The organism is Chitinophaga agri, assembly GCF_010093065.1.
Taxonomy (GTDB): Bacteria; Bacteroidota; Bacteroidia; order Chitinophagales; family Chitinophagaceae; genus Chitinophaga; species Chitinophaga agri.
On sequence record NZ_CP048113.1, the window covers coordinates 1,472,610 to 1,492,147 of the forward strand.

Consider the following 19,538-nt stretch of genomic DNA (forward strand, 5'->3'; position numbering starts at 1 on the left):
TTTAAAACATCCGCTGCGATATTCCGTTATGAAACATTCATCATTCAATAGCTCCTACATACTGGGCATTTCATTTATTTCGGCCCTGGGAGGCTATCTCTTTGGTTTTGACTTTGCCGTGATTGCAGGGGCATTACCTTTCCTGCAACAACAGTTCGGACTAGATGCCTACTGGGAAGGATTTGCTACCGGTAGTCTGGCGCTGGGTGCTATCATTGGCTGTATCGTTGCTGGCACTACCGCTGATAAATACGGTCGTAGGAAAGGTCTGTTACTCGCTTCCATGATCTTTGGTATCTCCTCGCTGGCAATGGCTGTCGCACCTGACAGAAATATCTTTATCGCCTTCCGCTTTGTAGCCGGCATCGGTGTCGGCATGGCTTCCATGCTCTCGCCCATGTACATCGCAGAGGTCTCTCCAGCGCATCTCCGGGGCAGAATGGTGGCCATCAATCAGCTGACAGTGGTCACAGGCATCCTTGTGACCAATATCGTCAACTACACACTACGAAATCATGGAGACGATGCCTGGCGTTGGATGTTTGGACTGGGTGTGCTGCCCTCTCTGTTGTTTTTCATAGGCGCATTGTGGCTGCCGGAGAGTCCACGCTGGCTGGTAAAAGCGGGGCGTTCAGCAGAGGCACGTCAGGTGTTACTGCGCATCGGAGGTGATCATTTTGCGGCTGAATCGCTATCGGTGATCCAGCATTCTCTTGCAGGCAATGAACATGTCAGCTATATACACATCTTCCGGAAAGCAGTATTACCCGCCGTAGTGATCGGTATTATACTGGCGATCTTCCAGCAATTCTGCGGGATCAATGTCGTGTTCAACTATACACCAAGGATCTTTCAGAGTATAGGCGTATCACAGGATGGGCAGCTGTTACAGACGGTATTTATTGGCGGAGTGAATCTTGTGTTTACCATTCTTGCCATGGTGCTGGTTGATAAGCTGGGACGTAAGCCATTGATGCTAATTGGTGCGGGAGGATTGACTATTCTTTACATCATCGTAGTGCGCATGCTGGCGGCGGGATCTGCGCATGTCTCCTGGTATTTACTGGCAGCTATCGGGACGTACGCCATGTCACTGGCGCCTGTGACGTGGGTGCTGATAGCGGAGATCTTTCCGAATAAGATCAGGAGTGCGGCGACGTCCTTTGCCGTCCTATGTTTGTGGGCAGCGTATTTTGTGCTGGTGTTTACGTTCCCGATGTTGTTTGAACGACTGAAAGATGGGACGTTCTACATTTATGCAGTGATATGCCTGGCGGGGTTTGTGTTTATATGGAGGAATGTGAGAGAGACAAAGGGGAAGACATTAGAGGAACTGGAGGGAGTGATGATGCATTAGTATTTGCTGAGTTACTATTTTGCTGGTTTGCCGCAAAGCAGTAAATGACAGGCGCTTCTTTTACGTTGATTTAAGGTGGGTACTTAGGGCCCTAACGTACTGCCCGGGTTCCACCTTAAACCGTATGGCATACGTGTAAATGCACCTGGTTAATGACACACAATTTTAATATTAACAACGAATCCCTTCCTCAAAATGAATATGCTCCTGTGCAGCAGTAGTGAATTTCCCTACAAACGTCGAAGTATAGTGCTCATTTTTGGTAGGGGCGAACAATTCTTCCTCAATAGCCCAGTCGTAACATCCGGCATTGATAGGATACTGTGTCAGTACACCGGTAAGCCTATGTTTTAATATCCATGCTTCCGCCAGACTGACATCTGTAAAAACGCCACCGGCGAAACGCGCATCTATACCGTGAAATACCCATACTGATTCGATGGTGTTCATCATTCAATGATGTTTAAAATAGTGGATGAGATATAAAAAAGTACGTCTCTGCTACAGCGGGAATAACGGTGGCTGGTTTAACTCCAGTCTCTCTGCTACTTTCACTAAGCGGTCATACATATCGGCATACGTAACAGACTTATCCTTCAACTTCAGCAACCCTTTTTTGAGATATTCGTAATAATCCCTTGCGCCCGGATTCCCGGCAAGCGCTTTAATAGCTAACATCCTGTGAATAGTAGAATTATCACCGCTATGGCCAATTAATGTTCGGGCATCCTTGTCTTTGAGATCAGAAAGACGACAATCTACCGCTTCAAGGGTAGTATACTGCTGATAGAACGGCTTTGCACAAGCCTCATAAAACTGCTGAAGATAGCTGATAAAATACATCTTCTCCTCTTCTGTGTTTACCGCCAGCATATAATTCTTCATGTTCAATCCCGTATTATTGTCAAGCATCTGCTGAAAGCAATCACTATGAATGGTAGGATTTCCATAAGGATCATGTGCAGGGCTTCCCAATACCTCTTCTACCTTGTGAAAGGTGATCTGTGCCTTCGGAATACCAAACTCCACAAAAGCCTTGTACTGACCGTTCGTATGTGTCGTCTGATATAGCCAGATGACCTCGTCCCGGTCTAGTTTCGATCTTCTGAAAATATAACTTGTAGCAAATCCGTCAGATACCACTTCACAGGTAAAACCATATTTATTGAACGTATTCTCCAGGGATTCCTGCGCTTGTAACTGCAGGGCCGAAAAACACGAAACCATCGCAAGAACTAAAGGACTCTTCATAGGCACATAAGCTGTTAAAATGCAACATAACGATTACCACGTCACTGCATCACGACTCTGAATGTTGTATTATCACACCTGGAACCACCGGAGCACTATCAGGGCAGAAATCCCTGATAGTCAGAACACTGCCATTCCAGCATTAACAAATATACGTAGTTTTCAAGCACTTGCACCCACATCACCAAGATATTATAGTATACAATACCCCTGCACCTGAACCCAATCGACTCACGGTACCTCCTTAGACATAGACGCAAATAAAAACAGCGGCCAGGTCCTTACACCAGCCGCTGCCCAAAAGAAAGAAAGCAAACTAAACTCCTTATCGCCATACCAGCGTCGCCACTGCCCCCGGCTGCAACGTATACGCCACCACCGACTGCTCTTTTACAGAAAAACTCCTGGGCTCTTTAGTAGTATTGATCACCACCATCACACGCGAGCCATCCCTGTTCAGAAACGCTGTATTCTCAATTCCTTTATCCGCCAGCGCAGAAGAATAGATCCTCTTCGCGCCCGGACGTACGAACTTGCTAAAATGCGCTATCGCATAATATTCTACATTACGCGTCACACCACCGTCTTTGGAATTCACGGTTACCACACCACGACAAGTCATACAACCGCGATTCGCTTTTCCTTCACCCGGTTTGTTGGTCGTAGGACCATTATTCTCGTCCAATGCCATATTCCACAGCAACACATTCCTTGACCAGTTATTCACCGTGCCGATAAACAACTGACGTACCATATATTGAAGATTATCAGCAAATGCAGGTGACCAGCTACCCCCGGAACACTCAGTGAAATAAAGCCCTTTCTCAGGGTGCGCATCATGTACCACAGACATCGCCCCAACAGCGCCTTCATAACAATGGAAAGCTGCACCAGCAGTATATTTCGCCATTGTGCTATCATTCAGTATGGAGATAGGATACTCCGGACTATTCCAGTTATGGTCAAACAGCATTATAGCAACCTGTTTGTTCAGTCCCTCCTGTGCCAGCAACGGGCCGAGGTGTTCTTTGATGAAAGTTCCCTGCTCCGGCGCTGTCATTTTCATGGTTGGATAAGCCGCTTCATATTGTGGCTCATTCTGCATCGTCAATGCAGTGATCTTCACACCAGCTGCCGCAAACGCACGAATGTATTTTACAAAGTAACGGGCATATACCGCATAGGCATCAGGACGCAATGATCCGCCTTCCAGTTTACCACTGGTCTTCATCCAGGCAGGCGCACTCCAGGGGCTACCCATGAGATGGATATCCGGATTGATAGCAAAGATCTGCTTTAACACAGGCACTACGTCTTTCTCATCATGCGCAATGCTGAAATGCGCCAGGGAATCATCGCGCTGTCCGGCAGCCATATCATCATACGTATACGGATCAGTGGAGAAATCAGAAGCACCTATAGACATACGGATATAATTGATCCCCAGTCCCTTGTCGGCGCTGAACAACTCTTCCAGCAATGCCTGACGCTTCTCAGGCGTCATATACTGCTGCATTACATACGCCGAAGAACCGGTAACAGACGCACCAAAGCCTTCAATCTCCTGAAACTGACGACTCGTATCCATGGTGATATTGAGTGCTGCAGTGTCAGTTGCCTCCCCCAGTGACGCCTGTTGTGCAAATAATTGCTGCTGATCGGGCGTCGTCAGATATACAGCTACAGCGTCACTGTGCTGGGTATCTCCCTGCTGTTGCCCATTGTTACAGGCGGCCAGGAAGGTGCTGATACAACAGGTATACATCCATAATTTCTTATTCATACATCGATAGTTTTCTTGTAACACGCATTTACGGATAAAAGAAGGTCCCGTCTCCGTTGAGACGAGACCCTACTTTTTCGTTAACGCTATCTTATATCCACAACTAATAGCCGGTGTTCTGCACCAGGTTGGCATTCTGGTCCATCTCGCTCTGAGGGATCGGCCACAGCAGGCGTGCTTCCGTCAGATGATAGCCCAGATTGACGCCTTTACCATCTGTAACGGCCTGCATTACTGGTATGGCACGGTCGGTACGTACCAGGTCCTGCCAGCGGTTACCTTCAAACGCCAGCTCCAGGCGACGCTCTTTTTCTATTGCCAGGCGCATCGCTGCCTGATCAGTGATCTTCAGGTCTTTCAGATTGACGCGCTCGCGGATCTGTGTAACGATGGTGTTAGCCGCTGCCACATTACCCTGTTCGTTCAATGCTTCTGCTTTCAGCAGCAGTACATCTGCAAGACGGTACATGATGATGTTCTGGCTCGCATCTGTCTTACGTAATTTATAGAAGAACGGAAAACTGTCCAGTGGCAGACGTGCATCTCCCCATTTGCCATTCACGTTTGCAAAAGTGATCGTTGATTTGAAACGTACGGTGTCCTTTTCCAGCTGATAAGCACGCACAAGGTCGTTACTCGGATTACAGAATTTCTTCCAGTCAGTACCGAGGAACATGCTGGTGCCCCAGTTCCCACCGGTATCCCAGCTATCGAAGTTCAGTTCGAAGATGGACTCGGCCGAGTTCTCATGTGCACCATCCCACAGATGATCATAAACCGGCAGCAAACTATACCCCAGCGCCATCACCTGGTTGGCATAGTTCTCTACCTGTTGCCAGTTCACAGGTTTATGGGTAGCCGCTACTTTAGCCAACAGGGTATACACCGCACCTTTCGTAACATAGCCTTTGTTGACAGCAGTAGCAGGTACCGCTTCCACCGCAGCCTTGAGGTCCTCATCGATCTGTGCATAGATACTGTCTGCACTCTTACGCGCAGGATACAGCAACGGGTATACTTCGTTCAGGTTATCTGATGTAATAGTAGGCAGTTCGGTCAGTACCAGTGGCACATCACCAAAGATCCTTACCAGATCAAAGTAGGCGCGTGCCCGGATGAACTTTGCCTCTCCGAGGATCTGTGCCTTACGGTTAGCAGATAAAGCAGGATCGGTCACGTTAGGTACGTTAGCGATCACGGAGTTACATGCCGTGATCTGATTGTACAGATACCCCCAGTCACGGCCTGCCCATGAATTGGTAGAGAGCAGGCGGAACTCGTCGATCTCAAAACCGGCCGCGTTATCTGCACCGGCGTAGGCATTATCAGACTGTGCTTCTGATATATTAAAATAATCAAGTACGTAGTATTCGGAAGACCCGCTACGGAAGTATGAGTAACAGCTGGTAAGGGCCGCTTCCGCCGTAGTAGCGTCTTTAATGTAGGAACCTGCAGTGCCCTGTCCGCCGTTGCCAACGGTGGTATTAGACGGCGGAGTCAGGTTCAGGTCTTTATTACATGCACCCAGCGTCAGTGTCGCCAGTGCAGCGGATATGAGGAAGAGACGATTTGTTTTTTTCATAACTCAGGCGTTTAGAATGACAGGTTTAAACCGAGGACGAAGGTTCTTGCTACCGGATAGGTACCGTAGTCAATACCCAGTGTTACACCATTGGCAGCATCACCCGCGTAAGCATTTACTTCTGGATCGAAACCTTTGTATTTGGTAATAGTGAACAGGTTCTGTGCAGTTGCATACACCATTAAACGGCTCAGGTGCAGTGTGCTCAGGGCACGCTGTGGCAGGTTGTATGACAGGGTTGCACTCTTCATACGCAGGAAGGAGCCATTTTCAACGAAACGGGAGGAAGTACGGGAATTGGTTACGTCTCCGTTGGTCGCACGTGGGATGTCGGTCACCTGACCAGCTGCTCTCCAGCGACGCAGTACTTCGGTTGACTGGTTCTTGCTGTCGTACATACCTTCTGTTTCCATACGGGAAGCGTTGAACACTTCGTTCCCCTGTGAACCCTGGAACAGGAAAGACAATGACCAGTTCTTATATGCCAGGTTGTTATTCATACCGTAAGTAAAGCTAGGCTGTGCATTTCCAATCACGGTACGGTCTGTAGGCGTCACATTACCATCATTGTTGACATCTTTATAAATCACATCACCGGTTTTAGGATCTACACCTTCAGATACGTATCCGAAGAAGGTACCCAGTGGCAGTCCCTTTCTCAGGGTGATAATATAATCTCTGTTCTCTACAGCGGCATAGTTATATACCTGTGTCAGCTGCAGATCGGTAAGGCGGTTACGATTGAAAGCAATATTGAAATCAGTGCTCCAGCGAAGCCCATCCTTCTTATCAATATTAACTGTTGACACCAGGAACTCCAGACCTTTATTCTCCAGTGCACCAGAGTTACGTGGCATGTAGTCATACTCAGCGGATTGCGGGAATGGTACATTCAGCAGCAGATCTTTTGTTTTTTTGATGTAAGCGTCCGCAGTGAAGGTCAGACGGGAATCAAAGAGACTCAGATCGATACCCACGTTGGTCTGTGTAGTCGTTTCCCATTTCAGGTCCGGATTTGGCGCACCTGGAGGCAGGGTGATACCAGGGCCTGACAGTGGACTGGTTGGCGTCTGGCGTACAAAGTTGTTCAAACCCAGAGAAGCATATGGGCTCAGTCCTTCTACGTTACCGTTCTGTCCCCAGCCCGCTCTTACCTTCAGGTCACTGATCGCTTTCACATCTTTCAGGAAAGGTTCAGCGGAAAGACGCCAGCCGGCAGATACAGACGGGAAGTAACCCCACTTGTGTTTCTTATCCAGTTTGGAAGAACCGTCAGCACGGAAGTTAACGGTCAACAGGTATTTGCTGTCGTAGTTATACATCACGCGACCCAGGTAAGACATCAGGAACCACTGTGATTCATAGGTATCGCCTACGATCTGGTTCGCAGCATTCAGGGTCTTTACTGTCGGATCAGCCGGGAAATCCCGACCTGTCTGATTAGTGACATCATAGTTATTCTTTTGCGAAGTCACACCACCCAGTGCGGAGATATTATGTTTCTTCCAGCTCTTATCATAGTTCAGGGTATTCTCCCATAACCATGTCAGGGTGTTATAACGCTGAGAAGTAGCATAACCGTGATCCAGACGGCCCGGCGTGGTCATGATATAGTCCAGGTAGTAATCGTATTTATGATTGGTATAATCGATACCATAGTTAGTTCTGAACTTCAGGTCTTTGGTAAAGTTGATGTCCATGGCTGCATTACCCAGTATACGGTTATCCTTTGTTCCCTGTGTAGGACCTTCGATAGCAGCCAGCGGGTTATCCCAACCGGATTTATACGGGTTCATGGTATAGCGGCGGCGACCGTCAGCATCTGTTTCGTAGATCCCAATGATCGGAGGAGCATTCAAAGCACCCAGGATTGCCGCGTTACGGCCAGCATTTGCGTTATCCTTGACATCTTTCAGATCTACATTGGAGTAACTGATATTAGTAGTTAGTTTCAGCCATGGTTTCAGCTGATTGTCCAGATTGGCGCGGAAAACACGACGGTTGTACTGTGCAGGTTTTACCATACCATCATCCTTGGTATATGCACCAGAGATGAAATATTTTGATTTCTCGCTACCACCGGAGGCTGACAACTGATAGTTCTGGTTTTTACCGGTACGGAACACCTCATCCAGCCAGTTAGTGGTGGTAGTAGGTGTAACGACATTGAAACCCATTTCCTTCATCAGGTCATTGTACTGGGTCGCATCCAGTACATCGATCTTCTTACCAATCCGGGATACACCATAATAAGTATTGAAATTGATCACGGCATCGCCCAGACGACCTCTTTTAGTAGTGATCAGCACAACACCATTTGAAGCCCTTGCACCATAGATAGCAGCGCTGGAGGCATCTTTCAGCACGGTGATCGTTTCTATATCGTTGGTGTTCAGGTCTCTTGTATCGGTGGTTGGCACACCATCGATCACATATAAAGGTTCATTACCTGCCTGTACGGAAGTAGCACCACGTACCCTTACGGAGAAGGCAGCACCTGGTTTACCGGAAGGCTGTGTCACCTGTACACCAGCAGCTTTACCCTGGAGGGCAGCAGCCGTCTGTGTGATCGGACGTTCGGCGATATCTTTTGTGTTAACAGAGGCTACGGAAGTCGTAATGTCCCTCTTCTTCTGTGTGCCATATCCGATCACCACTACCTCTCCCAGATCAGTTTTAGTATCGGATAATGTGATGGTGAGCTGGGTACGGCCACCTACGGCTACATCCTGTGTTTCATAACCTACATAGGAAAGTTCCAGTATGGCAGTGGGTGCCACCTGAATAGTAAAACTACCATCCGGCTGGCTGGCCGCTCCTTTAGAAGTCCCTTTGATCTTAATGGATACGCCGGGAAGAGAGTTGCCCTGCTTGTCCTGTACGTGTCCCTTTACTGTGATGTCCTGCTGTGCCATAGCAAAACTCCACAGTGCTAACAGCAATGCTGTCAGGAATGTTCCCCTTTTTTTCATAATGTGACGGTACTTTAGTTTGTGGATAAGGATAATCCTTAGTATCAGTTTTAGATTTTGTTATAAGACAATAGTTGGAAATGAGTCACTCATATTCTGAACGGGATAGTGTTTCCATAACCTTTCACATAACATGAATTTCCATTTCATAACGATGCCCAGGCTTCCATTCAATTATTGCCAGGTTTCATATTGTAAAGATAGGGTGAGTTTGACAAACAACAATGGATTTGTTTTCACAAATAGCTGATTACGAGATGATTATGCGAAATCTGATACGCTTTGATACCATAATGAATTTCTCCCTGAAAAGCTTGATAATGAACGGATCAGCGTAGTTATGACGGATATCTTGCATAAGTCGGCTGATACGCTTCAGTACCTTTCAAAATAATTTCACTTTATTTCATTTCACTCAGCCTCTCTTTCGTCAAGTACCAGCAAACTCCACCCCTGCCCGTTTGCCTGCCTCAGTTCCTTCTTCCGCTCGTCCATCATTTTCAAAATGCGGGTGGCATATGACCAGCAGGTACTTTGCCGGATGTCCAGAATTTCGGACAGCTTGTGAGACGATATCTTACCCTTGGTAGAGTACACCAGGAAGGTGAGATAGAATGCCTTATTGATCGGAATACGGATGTTCTGGTAAATAGTATAGGCAGTTGCCGATTCTTCATAACCACATTTGCTGCAACGACGGCTAAAAGGCTGATGACCTGCGTAATAATGATCATTATTACACTTACGGCAACGAAAATCACCCGTCCATTTCAGATCGGACAGGAAGCGCAGACAACTTTCCTTATCAGGATAGATCTTACTAAACTCTTCAAAATCAAGCGTAGTAGACATCGCTCTTGCCCGTGTCACCTTCTCTACATTCGTCTGCAACTGCTGGTTGTCCTGCTCCAGCAGGGCGTTCATCCGCGTGATCTCAGCTGCCTGCGTTTCCAGCAGGGCATTATTCTTTAGTAACTCCTCATTCTGAGCGGCAATGATCCCAGCCTGCTCTGACAACTGTTTGGTCCGGGCAGCCACCTGTGCTTCCAGTTCCCGGTTCTGACTGTCTTTCAGCCGGGCATTCTCTGTCATCTGCCGGATCATCTGCCGGTGCGCCTTATCCCGCTTCTTCTTCAGCAAACGCACTTTATCGCCTACAGCAAATGATAAAAAGAACATTTCAAGTATAAAACAGAAACTCAGACTATAATAACTAACAATGCCAAAATTCAGCCAGGTATACCCCAGCATAATAAAAAATTTCAACATGAAACCCACGAAAAGGAAACTGTACCCTAATACAAAGAAACGGGCAGGCCGGTATCCCCTGAGCCAGATGTAAATACCGGTATAGAAGGCGACTGCCAGCGGCAACAGTTCGATAAACTTATAATTGAACCAATATGGATTAATGAACAGGCAACATAAAAAGTAGGCGCCGCGGGCGATGATCACTCCGGTGATCAGCTTATTCAGCAAGGGGGCCCGGGCCTTTACATGTAACAGACTGCTGGTGAACAATAATGCAAAAATGCTCATACTGAACAGCGGCCAGGCAAAGGCATACTGGTTCCAGACCGGTGCATTGGGCCAGAGCCATTGATAGGCGATACCATCTGTACACATCTCATACAATACCACACTCAGGTTGTACAACACATAGTACAGGTACTGCCGCTGTCGCATGGCAATGAACATGATCAGGTTATAAAAGCTGAAGATGAAGATCATGCCATAAAAAATGCCGAAGGTCAGGTACTCGCTCAGTGCATAGGACACAAACCGGTCTATAGACCTGATCACAATGATCACATCGGCCGTCTGCCGGGAACTGATCCTGAAATAATAGACTGCCTCGTCCTGCCGGTCATTATCCAGCGACAGTTCGAAATTCTTATGGTGGAACCAGCGTTGTGCAAAGGGATACTTATCGCCTACCTTTTCCTCCCGGTACCTACCGGCCGTGTCAGGGAGATAGGCGACAATATCATCGATCGTCTGATCAAAAAATTCGAGCAGGTAATATTTATGTGCCTCCCTGTTGTGCCGGATCTTAACGCGGAACCAAACCGGTCCTCCCAGATGCTGGTTCTGTGGTGTACTGACAGCACTGGGTTTAAAAAGGGCAGAAATACTGTCACTGCGCACCTGGTTTAATGTTAACCGGCCAGATAGATCCTCCAGGTATTGAATCTCGTTATATGTAAAAATGTGCTCCCTTAACGCGGTATCGATCTGCACGACCTCCTGAGCATAGATAGCCTGTAGTCCTGTCGTCAGCAACAACACGAGGCATAGGGCTCTTAACTTCACTCCCTTTTTAATACTGTCCATTCACAATTTCAAAAGTCCGAATTTATACAGTGAATTTACCGGTTTATTGTCCCAGAACAGTTCAAAATCCTCCAGACCAGCAGCCTCGTAACTGTCCATTACCTCTTTCAGCGTATAGGTCTTCTGATTACGGACAGATAGCTTATCCAGCATATCCGCCAGCCAGATGCCTTCTTCTTTATTAACGCTGATACTGGCTTTTTCCTTGCGGCTCTGGAAAGTCAGCGAGGTCACCTCCCAGGAATTACCTTTTTTCGTCTTGGTGATAGTCTGCACAACAGGCTTTTTTCCCAGCCACACTACCTTACTGGTCGGCTTGGAGGGGGCGTACTGGTCTTCCTGCAATGCTTTCTCTATATAATCAGGTGCAATCCTGGTCTTAGGCGTTTTAAACTCGAACCATTTCTGCAGGGGATCGTCCAGACAGATGCCATGCATATAGTTGAGGAGGGATTTTTTGAGGCCGTACGCAAACTGCTCATGTTCCGCTCCCGTCTCATCGATATGTACAATATCATTATTGGCGAAAGCCCCGATGACTTCGGTCTCTTTTTTCACACTGAACTTCTCGGGCGCCTGTCCCACCGGACTATGGGCCGTCATGGTGAACTGGTGCCAGAATGCAGACTGCATAATACCCGTCTTAAACATCTGTCGTACCATTTCAAGAGAGTCGATGGTTTCCTGAGCGGTCTGCGTTGGGAACCCGTACATCAGGTAGGCGTGTACCATAATACCGGCCTCGGTAAAGTTACGGTTCACCTGGGCCACCTGGGCTACTGTGATCCCTTTCTGTATGAGTTCGAGCAGTCTGTCGGACGCTACTTCCAGTCCGCCGGAGACGGCAATACAGCCGGACTCCTTTAGCAACAGGCAAAGATCACGTGTAAAGCTTTTTTCGAAACGGACATTGGTCCACCAGCTGACATTCAGCTTTCTCTTCAATATTTCGAGTGCCAGCGCACGCATCAATGCAGGTGGTGCGGCTTCATCCACAAAGTGGAAACCATTCTGACCGGTTTGTGCGATGATCTCTTCCATCCGGTCGCACAGAAGCTGTGCTGCAATCGGCTCATATAAACGAATGTAGTCAAGTGAGATATCGCAGAATGTACATTTACCCCAGTAACAGCCGTGTGCCATGGTCAGCTTGTTCCATCTGCCGTCACTCCACATGCGATGCATGGGATTAACCACCTCAATAGCGGAAATGTAGCTGTCCAGCAGGAAATCGCTATAGTCAGGTGTACCTACCTGTGACTGCTTATAATCGGCACAGCTTTTATCGTTGATATACGTGACCTGGTCATCTACGAGGGTGAAAGTGCGTTTAAGATCACTCACTTCCTTTTTCCCTTCTATATGTGCCACCAGGTTCTCCAGCGGCGCTTCCCCATCGTCCAGTGCGATAAAATCATAGAACTCGAACACACGGGTGTCGGTCAGCGAGCGCAGTTCGGTGTTAGCAAAGCCACCTCCCATTGCAATCTTAACATCGGGATAATTGGCCTTGATCCATTGTCCACAGCGGAGTGAAGTATATAAATTGCCTGGAAAAGGCACAGAAATAGCCACCAGCTTAGGCAGTACATTCGCCATGTGCCGCGACAGTATATCGATGAGGATACGATCTATGAAAGTATATTCCTCCTGAAGGGCCTCATAGAGTTCATCGAAACTATTGGCAGAACGGGCCAGTTTCTCCGCATAACGGCTGAAACCAAAGTGCTCGTCTACACACTCCATGATCAGGTCGGACAAGTCTTCCAGGTACATCGTAGCCAGGTGTTTGGCTTTGTCCTGGGTACCCATTGAACCGAAGGCCCAGTCCAGGTCCTCCAGCTGGGCAAAGCGGCCGGCTTCCGGCAGGAAATCGCGTTTGCAGATGCGATGTGCAAGGGTCGGATTCTTTCCCTGGAGGAAAAGGATGACGTCGTCAATAGTCTCTATATAATCCTCCTGCAGAGTGATGATCCGGGAGATGTTCTCAGAACGTTCATCAGACTGGCTGTTGATGAGGTTAAAAAGTTCCTGCAGACCCTGTTTGCTGAACAGGGCCAGGGTTACCTCTATACCGAGGTCGGACTGGAAAGAGGTAATACCTTTGGTATTTAAAAAGCCTTTCAGGTAGGCTGTAGCCGGATATGGCGTATTCAGCTGAGTGAAAGGCGGTGTAATCAGGAAAACAGATGCACCCAAATCAATCTAATTTTGGCCGCAAAATTACCGATAAATAACCGAAGGAGGCAAATTATCAGGTCAGAACGGGTTGCAGCTAGTGTTTAGACAGCTGTTTTCTGATCCTGCTGAGGGATGACTGGGTGATGCCCAGGTAAGAAGCGAGATAAGACAGCGGGATCTTATTGGCAAGATCGGGGAACTTTTCCATGAACATCAGGTAACGGCTGGTTGCATCTTCTGTCAGCATAGGCGCGATCTTCTGGATCTTTTCCATCATGGCTTTCTCCCGGATCTTAGCCAGGATACGGTCCCAGTCCAGGATAGTTGACGAAAGCAGCTTTAACGTCTCTTCCGTAAAGATGATCATTTCACAGTCAGTAATAGCCTGGATGTATTCGGTGGATGGCACTTTGCTGTCCATACTATTTATATCAGCTATCAGCCTGTTCTCCTCGACGAAATAACGGGTAACTTCTGTTCCTTTGTTATTAAAGTAGCATACCCGGAAAATGCCGGACCTTATATATCCTATTTCCCGGGGAATTTTGCCGGCTTCTGAGAAGTAGGCGTCTTTTTTCACTGTGCGTTCAAAGACATTGTCCAGGATCAGCTGTAGCTGCTGCTGGTTCAGGTTGCCGAATTGCAATAAGTAGTTGATCAGATCATCCATAGTCTTACATATCAAAACGTTGGTACGTCAATGTATGATGACGCACCCGTTTATCTGCCCAAAGATACGCATTCCCTCCCCTGTCAATATTTGCCATTTGACAAATAACATTTGAATATCTTTGCAGCCGAAATCTTACCTATGAAGAAATTATTTTTATCCATGCTGGTATTAGCAGCAGCCCCTGTTATGGCGCAAGTAAGCGGGAATGTAGAATACAACCTCTGGAGGGTACAACAGAAAGATACCCTGACTGTATTTGCAGAAAAAGCATACATCAGGCAAACCCCGTCCCCGAAAGGAACTATCCAGGATTCACTGACCACCGGCGAAATGGTGATAGCCCTGAAATTAAATGAAACAGAATTTACGATGAAAGGCGTTTCTGCTCCCTGGTGGCAGGTGAAGTATAAGGCAGGCGGTAAGCAAAAAGAAGGTTATATCTGGCTGGGGCTGATGTCTCTGGGCACTTATGCTAAAGACAGTCTCACATTCATGTATGGTATTGACAAACTGATACCAGGTGCGACCAAGGAAGAAGATCCGAAATATGTGATCCTGCTGAAAGCACTGAACAGCAAACATGCCGTACTGGATAAAAAAAGCGTAACAGTGGACGGTGGCCAGTTCGCTATCTCAGCTGAAGGAAAGTTGCTGGGCGGTATGGGACTGGATAAGGTCAGCAACATCATCCGTCTTTACTTCAGTGGCGAGGCCTGTGGTATCCCTGAAGTGTATTACTATTACGGCTGGAATGGCACTAAGCTATTAGAACTGCCGGGTAAATCCAGCATGTTTGATGCAGGAGCGGTCGCACATACGGAGACACTGCTGTTTCCAAAAGAACCAGGCGGGCAGCCCGGAAAGATCATCAGGCAAACACTTGACGAAGAATTTGGTGAAGACGGAGAAACAGTAGCGCACAAGACAAGTAAACGTGAAGTTTATCTCTGGAACGGGGAAAAAGCAGTTAAACAGTAAGCGTAATTGCTTAAATTCAGGTTAAAAAGATGCGACGTCTTACCTGCTTATTACTGCTTACGTTTTTCACCTTCGCCGTACATGCGCAAACGACCACTGACTCCGTGAAGACCGCTGTCAGCAACCTGTTCTCCGCCATGTTAGGATCTGATAGTGCCGCATTAGTCAGCTGCTTTGCACCAGGTGGCGTGCTGCAAACAATTATCAAAGATAAACAGGGTGTTGTCAGTGTAAAGTCAGAGGCCATCAGCGAGTTCGCTTCCCACATTGGCAAGTTACCAAAGCAGGCAGTAGATGAGCGGATCACCTTTGATGTGGTGAAAATTGACGGGGATCTGGCAATAGCGTGGACCCCCTATAAGTTATACTTCAAGGAGCAGTTTATGCATTGCGGGGTTAACTCCTTTCAGCTGGTGAGAATGGCTGAAGGATGGAAGATCCAGTATATTATAGATACCCGCCGGAAGACCGGCTGCGAATAAAAAACATCCCGGAGTAGCCTTTCAGTGAGAAAAGGAGCGCCGGGATGTTTCTTTTATAATCATTATTTTTCTATCCTGAACCAGGGCATGTGAAACGCCCCTTCATGATGATAAACATGCACCTTGTCATTCACCTCTTTTACGCTATATAATCCACCGGCGGTTACGGTGATCGCTTCCGTCTGATCCCCCCAGGGCGCAAGTTTGAAATAATACGATTTGATTTTCCCTTTACGATCTATCCACTTATCAAGGATCGTTACCTCATACTGCTTTTCTTCACTTTTGTCGAGCAAACGATTTTCCTGCAATACCACATTATAGGTGGCAAAGTAGGATATCGGTATCATGGCTATCAGCAACAGGGTTGATATCCCTCCTGCTCTGATCATGGCAAAGATGAAGAGTAACAGCAACACGACTGTAATAAGGATCGCTACTGCCATGACCTGCCGCCAGTCAAGTATATGTGAAGCGCCTCCCGTGAATGCCAGCGTTATACAAACCAGAAAAGGCATCATCAAAACGGTGGAAATACTATGGAGATGATTGCCCAATGGCTCAACACCATCTTTATGCAGAAATATCCAGAGGATAAATAAAGGTATACAGGTAAATAATAACGCTGTCAATAAAGCGCTATTACCTATCAACACTTTGAGTATAAACAACACCAGCGTAAAGCTTATAACGATACCCGCATCTCTTCTGGCAGGTTTAACTGCTGCATGCGTGGCCGCTTGTAATTGTGCTGCTGACCACGCAGCCATTTTGGCTTTCTTCGACCGCTTCATTTTTGATATCTTACTTTAGGAACAGTTACTTGTAATCTGGTATATACACACAGCTCCATGGAATATGAAATGCCCCCGGGTATCGATATATGTTTACGCTCCTGCCTACTGATGTACTCTCATAAAATGATTGCTTCACAGAAACATTGACAGTGGACTCCTGATTTTTCCAGGGTGATAGTGTAAGATCATAACTCGGATGCTTCCCGCCCGAATAACGTTTTTCGAGTACAGTGCTGTATACAACATCTGTCGCGTCCTTATCCAGCAGCTTGTTTTCTGCCTGTATAAAACAGGTCGATACCGGATAATAAAACATGGCTGTCCAAAGGGCAACGGTGCGTCCTCCTTTCCCTTTTGAAAGGACAAACGCCAGTCCCAGTAATAGCAGCATGACAACAGTCATCACGATAGCCACCCGGACCAACTGTTGTGGCTCATCCAGAAAAGTACCAAATATACTCCTGCCAAACGCCGCTCCTACCCAGAGAGGGACAATCATCACCAATACCTCCGCAGAACTGAACTTCCAATCTACTCTGGGGGTTCGCAGCGTAGCAACAGGTAACGATTGTCTATGTCGCCAGAGCCATAAAGCTGACAGCGGCATACACGCTAAAAGCAGTACGGCCGGGATAAGGCTGTCACGTTGAAAATACCCCCAGATGAAGGATAACACTGCCGTAATACCCAGTAAGATCCGGGCGTCTCTCCGGGCATGCAGATACTGTTTTTTGCTGTTCGCACTTTCTTCAGCAGCTATGGCAGATAATTCTCGATTCACTACGCTATGCATTCTTTAACACCTACTATTTACAAAAAATAAGTTTCTTTATTCATTTACGTTGGTATGCCCTATAGCGGCTGTCACGGTAGTGCAACACGGTACCAGGGTATTAAACGCGCCTGTATGGCAATAGATCCTGCTCCCAGTGCGGGAAACAGACCGTTCGTATTCATCTCTTTCCATAAATATAGGTAGTCAGTATGCGGGATTAAATATAAATAAATTATATTATTTGAATATAGGATACTAGACGTACATCCAAATAGCTACACAATAAAACGGTAAAATAATATCAGTTCAAGCTACCATTAACAGGGTGCTTATTCTCCGCTTGGCCGTCGCTAGTTCGTCGCTAGTTCGTCCCTTGTTCGTCGTGAGTATAACAAAAACACCTTACCAGTTAAATATCAGCTATTTATAAAAAAACCTCTTCAGACAGCATAATAGTTTTTTAACACTCCGAAGAATGATGCTGCCCCTACTTCCCTATCGTAAACCAGGGTGAGCCGAAAGCGCCCATGTGCCAATACACCTGTACATCATCACCATCATGCTTACTATTATAAAGTGATTCCGGCACACGCAGTCTCCTGCCCATATCCATTCCTCCCCAGGGCGCTAATTTAAAACAGTAGGCAGGTCCGTCGAGTCGTGCTCCTGCCTCACGAAACTTTGCAACAATCCCTACCCTAAATTGCTGCGGCTGCAGGGTATCAAGTGCACGGTTACAATACTGTACTCCCTCATCAGCAATAGCAAAGAACAGGCTGCCGGCAAGTATGGTCACCACAAGATAGCGCATCGCACTCCGCATTTTACGATAACACACCAGCTGTAAAACCAACAATACAAAGAAAGTGACCACAGTATATGGCAACAACCGCCATGGATACATCGCGTAAAAACCTTTGTTCACGTAAGAGAAAGAAAGCAGGACGATTACCCAGATAAAGAGGATCGAAGGCCGGCCTCGTTCCTTCTCAAAAAAGATCTGCACAAATGCCTTATGTCTTAACAGCAGCAGTAATGATAAAGGAACACAGCTTAACAGCAATAGCGTTTGCCATACAGACGCTCCCCCGGAATTGATGGTCAATAATGGCAATAGCAATGTAACTGCCCCAAGCCCGTACACTTCCCTTCCCGCATATTTCAACCGCTGCATTATCTGCTCCGCACTGGCCCCTTCGATAAACCGGGTATCCTCATTCACCTCAGGGTATTGTGCAATCAGTTGTTCTGGCAGTCCCGCTGGCGCTATTCCTCTCATTGGTATAGAGATAGGTTGCAATGAGTACCCATCGCGAAATATGTATAGTACCTCCCTCCCCTTTTTCCATCCGCGGATCTCTGTTAAAAGGATCTCATCGTTTGTAAAAAATGTGCTCGCTCGCAGACGATGTCCATCCAGTGTGATCTTCATACCTGTTTCAGCCAGTGCCATGATGATGAGTGGCAAAGCAACAACGGATATACCATAAAACAGGATAGCATATTCGAAAGGGAATGTACCTGTGAGAGACCTGTAATCAAGTATAGTGAGTAAAGCGGTAATAATGGTCAGCATGCCGTACTTTAAGATCCTGAGAGCCGGCAATGACCGGTATACTTTGGTGCCGTTATCCGGCAACTGAGGAGGGTTACTAGTTATAATATTAGGGTATAATCGGATAGGGATCATTTATGTACTGCGGGCCTTATTCGTACAGCCCTTTCATCGGTTTTCATCTTATCTTACCGGTCAATATCTTTTCCCCGTAACATGCCCATCACCTTCCATAAATGCTCACATTGCTCCAGGTCCTTTACCGGCGACAACTCCAGTAAAGACGTACGGATGTGATTCAACGTCAACAGATCAGGCAATGTCCCTTCCGGTAATACCACCATACAGGCCAGTGCTGTCTTCAATACCGTTGCTTTCACCCGGAGACTATGTGGTGAATACCTCGCAGGGTGCAAATGTACGTATCGTCCCGGCTCGATGCCGTGCAACAATATCCAGCGGGAACCATCTGACAATGTAATTTCGGCATAACCACTGCTGTCTTTCAACCATTGCAAATAATCCGGTTCATCTGTTAGTCCGATAGCCGCCAGCTGACTGATCGCCTCCTCACAGATCGCTGCCACTTCCAGCGGGCCATAATAAATATCCATCTGTGAATTGCCCAGTATTTTCAGCCGTTCCGGCAACGCATGTAACGTTACCTCCTGCATCTGCCGGCATATAAACCCACGATGATGTTTCAGGGCATTAAAGAGGATATTATCAGCATTCATGCGCGACGTACCTGTATTGACCATAAACGAAAAAACGCCACAATATATGTGACGTTCTTTCGAATATACAAATAAATGCAT

15 protein-coding genes are annotated in these 19,538 nt (G+C 47.0%); 3 read left to right on the plus strand and 12 right to left on the minus strand.

Features of this window, described 5'->3' with window-relative positions:
- The first annotated feature begins 28 nt into the window (after positions 1-28).
- On the plus strand, positions 29-1,357 hold the full coding sequence (locus GWR21_RS05425; RefSeq protein WP_162330754.1) for a sugar porter family MFS transporter: 1,329 nt from the start codon (positions 29-31) through the stop codon (positions 1,355-1,357).
- 171 nt (positions 1,358-1,528) lie between these two features.
- Here GWR21_RS05425 and GWR21_RS05430 read toward each other — a convergent pair whose 3' ends face one another.
- From GWR21_RS05430 to GWR21_RS05465, 8 genes are all read right to left on the minus strand, one after another.
- Positions 1,529-1,810: a DUF7710 domain-containing protein gene (locus tag GWR21_RS05430; protein ID WP_238430205.1), complete on the minus strand. Its 282-nt coding sequence runs from the start codon at positions 1,808-1,810 to the stop codon at positions 1,529-1,531.
- A gap of 48 nt (positions 1,811-1,858) precedes the next feature.
- Positions 1,859-2,608: a hypothetical protein gene (locus tag GWR21_RS05435; RefSeq protein WP_162330755.1), complete on the minus strand. Its 750-nt coding sequence runs from the start codon at positions 2,606-2,608 to the stop codon at positions 1,859-1,861.
- A 325-nt stretch (positions 2,609-2,933) separates the two neighbouring features.
- On the minus strand, positions 2,934-4,391 hold the full coding sequence (locus tag GWR21_RS05440) for a glycoside hydrolase family 30 protein (RefSeq protein WP_162330756.1): 1,458 nt from the start codon (positions 4,389-4,391) through the stop codon (positions 2,934-2,936).
- 103 nt (positions 4,392-4,494) lie between these two features.
- A complete protein-coding gene (locus GWR21_RS05445) occupies positions 4,495-5,973 on the minus strand; it encodes a RagB/SusD family nutrient uptake outer membrane protein (RefSeq protein ID WP_162330757.1) in 1,479 nt (492 codons plus the stop codon).
- A gap of 11 nt (positions 5,974-5,984) precedes the next feature.
- Positions 5,985-8,945 carry a SusC/RagA family TonB-linked outer membrane protein gene (locus GWR21_RS05450; protein WP_162330758.1) on the minus strand — a complete coding sequence of 987 codons (2,961 nt, stop codon included), beginning with the start codon at positions 8,943-8,945 and terminating at the stop codon, positions 5,985-5,987.
- Between the two features lie 411 nt (positions 8,946-9,356).
- Positions 9,357-11,279: a 7TM diverse intracellular signaling domain-containing protein gene (locus tag GWR21_RS05455; RefSeq protein WP_162330759.1), complete on the minus strand. Its 1,923-nt coding sequence runs from the start codon at positions 11,277-11,279 to the stop codon at positions 9,357-9,359.
- A complete protein-coding gene (locus GWR21_RS05460; RefSeq protein WP_162330760.1) occupies positions 11,280-13,478 on the minus strand; it encodes a B12-binding domain-containing radical SAM protein in 2,199 nt (732 codons plus the stop codon).
- Positions 13,479-13,554: 76 nt separating this feature from the next.
- Positions 13,555-14,130 carry a Crp/Fnr family transcriptional regulator gene (locus tag GWR21_RS05465; protein WP_162330761.1) on the minus strand — a complete coding sequence of 192 codons (576 nt, stop codon included), beginning with the start codon at positions 14,128-14,130 and terminating at the stop codon, positions 13,555-13,557.
- A 141-nt stretch (positions 14,131-14,271) separates the two neighbouring features.
- Here GWR21_RS05465 and GWR21_RS05470 point away from each other — a divergent pair, with 141 nt between their 5' ends.
- Together GWR21_RS05470 and GWR21_RS05475 are read left to right on the plus strand one after the other, a co-directional pair.
- On the plus strand, positions 14,272-15,111 hold the full coding sequence (locus tag GWR21_RS05470) for a hypothetical protein (protein WP_162330762.1): 840 nt from the start codon (positions 14,272-14,274) through the stop codon (positions 15,109-15,111).
- A gap of 29 nt (positions 15,112-15,140) precedes the next feature.
- Positions 15,141-15,593 carry a hypothetical protein gene (locus GWR21_RS05475; RefSeq protein ID WP_162330763.1) on the plus strand — a complete coding sequence of 151 codons (453 nt, stop codon included), beginning with the start codon at positions 15,141-15,143 and terminating at the stop codon, positions 15,591-15,593.
- A gap of 62 nt (positions 15,594-15,655) precedes the next feature.
- On the opposite strand, the gene GWR21_RS05480 is transcribed toward GWR21_RS05475, so the two are convergent.
- From GWR21_RS05480 to GWR21_RS05495, 4 genes are all read right to left on the minus strand, one after another.
- A complete protein-coding gene (locus GWR21_RS05480) occupies positions 15,656-16,387 on the minus strand; it encodes a hypothetical protein (protein WP_162330764.1) in 732 nt (243 codons plus the stop codon).
- 25 nt (positions 16,388-16,412) lie between these two features.
- Entirely contained in the window at positions 16,413-17,171 is a 759-nt protein-coding gene (locus GWR21_RS05485) for a hypothetical protein (RefSeq protein WP_162330765.1), read from the minus strand.
- A gap of 481 nt (positions 17,172-17,652) precedes the next feature.
- Positions 17,653-18,804 carry a hypothetical protein gene (locus tag GWR21_RS05490; protein ID WP_162330766.1) on the minus strand — a complete coding sequence of 384 codons (1,152 nt, stop codon included), beginning with the start codon at positions 18,802-18,804 and terminating at the stop codon, positions 17,653-17,655.
- A 104-nt stretch (positions 18,805-18,908) separates the two neighbouring features.
- On the minus strand, positions 18,909-19,538 hold the full coding sequence (locus GWR21_RS05495; protein ID WP_162330767.1) for a hypothetical protein: 630 nt from the start codon (positions 19,536-19,538) through the stop codon (positions 18,909-18,911).

Coding starts and splice junctions, on each gene's coding strand:
- GWR21_RS05425 (WP_162330754.1), top strand. CDS start 29: ATGAAACATTCATCATTCAATAGCTCCTACATACTGGGCATTTCATTT.
- GWR21_RS05430 (WP_238430205.1), bottom strand. CDS start 1,810: ATGATGAACACCATCGAATCAGTATGGGTATTTCACGGTATAGATGCG.
- GWR21_RS05435 (WP_162330755.1), bottom strand. CDS start 2,608: ATGAAGAGTCCTTTAGTTCTTGCGATGGTTTCGTGTTTTTCGGCCCTG.
- GWR21_RS05440 (WP_162330756.1), bottom strand. CDS start 4,391: ATGAATAAGAAATTATGGATGTATACCTGTTGTATCAGCACCTTCCTG.
- GWR21_RS05445 (WP_162330757.1), bottom strand. CDS start 5,973: ATGAAAAAAACAAATCGTCTCTTCCTCATATCCGCTGCACTGGCGACA.
- GWR21_RS05450 (WP_162330758.1), bottom strand. CDS start 8,945: ATGAAAAAAAGGGGAACATTCCTGACAGCATTGCTGTTAGCACTGTGG.
- GWR21_RS05455 (WP_162330759.1), bottom strand. CDS start 11,279: ATGGACAGTATTAAAAAGGGAGTGAAGTTAAGAGCCCTATGCCTCGTG.
- GWR21_RS05465 (WP_162330761.1), bottom strand. CDS start 14,130: ATGGATGATCTGATCAACTACTTATTGCAATTCGGCAACCTGAACCAG.
- GWR21_RS05470 (WP_162330762.1), top strand. CDS start 14,272: ATGAAGAAATTATTTTTATCCATGCTGGTATTAGCAGCAGCCCCTGTT.
- GWR21_RS05475 (WP_162330763.1), top strand. CDS start 15,141: ATGCGACGTCTTACCTGCTTATTACTGCTTACGTTTTTCACCTTCGCC.
- GWR21_RS05480 (WP_162330764.1), bottom strand. CDS start 16,387: ATGAAGCGGTCGAAGAAAGCCAAAATGGCTGCGTGGTCAGCAGCACAA.
- GWR21_RS05495 (WP_162330767.1), bottom strand. CDS start 19,538: ATGCATTTATTTGTATATTCGAAAGAACGTCACATATATTGTGGCGTT.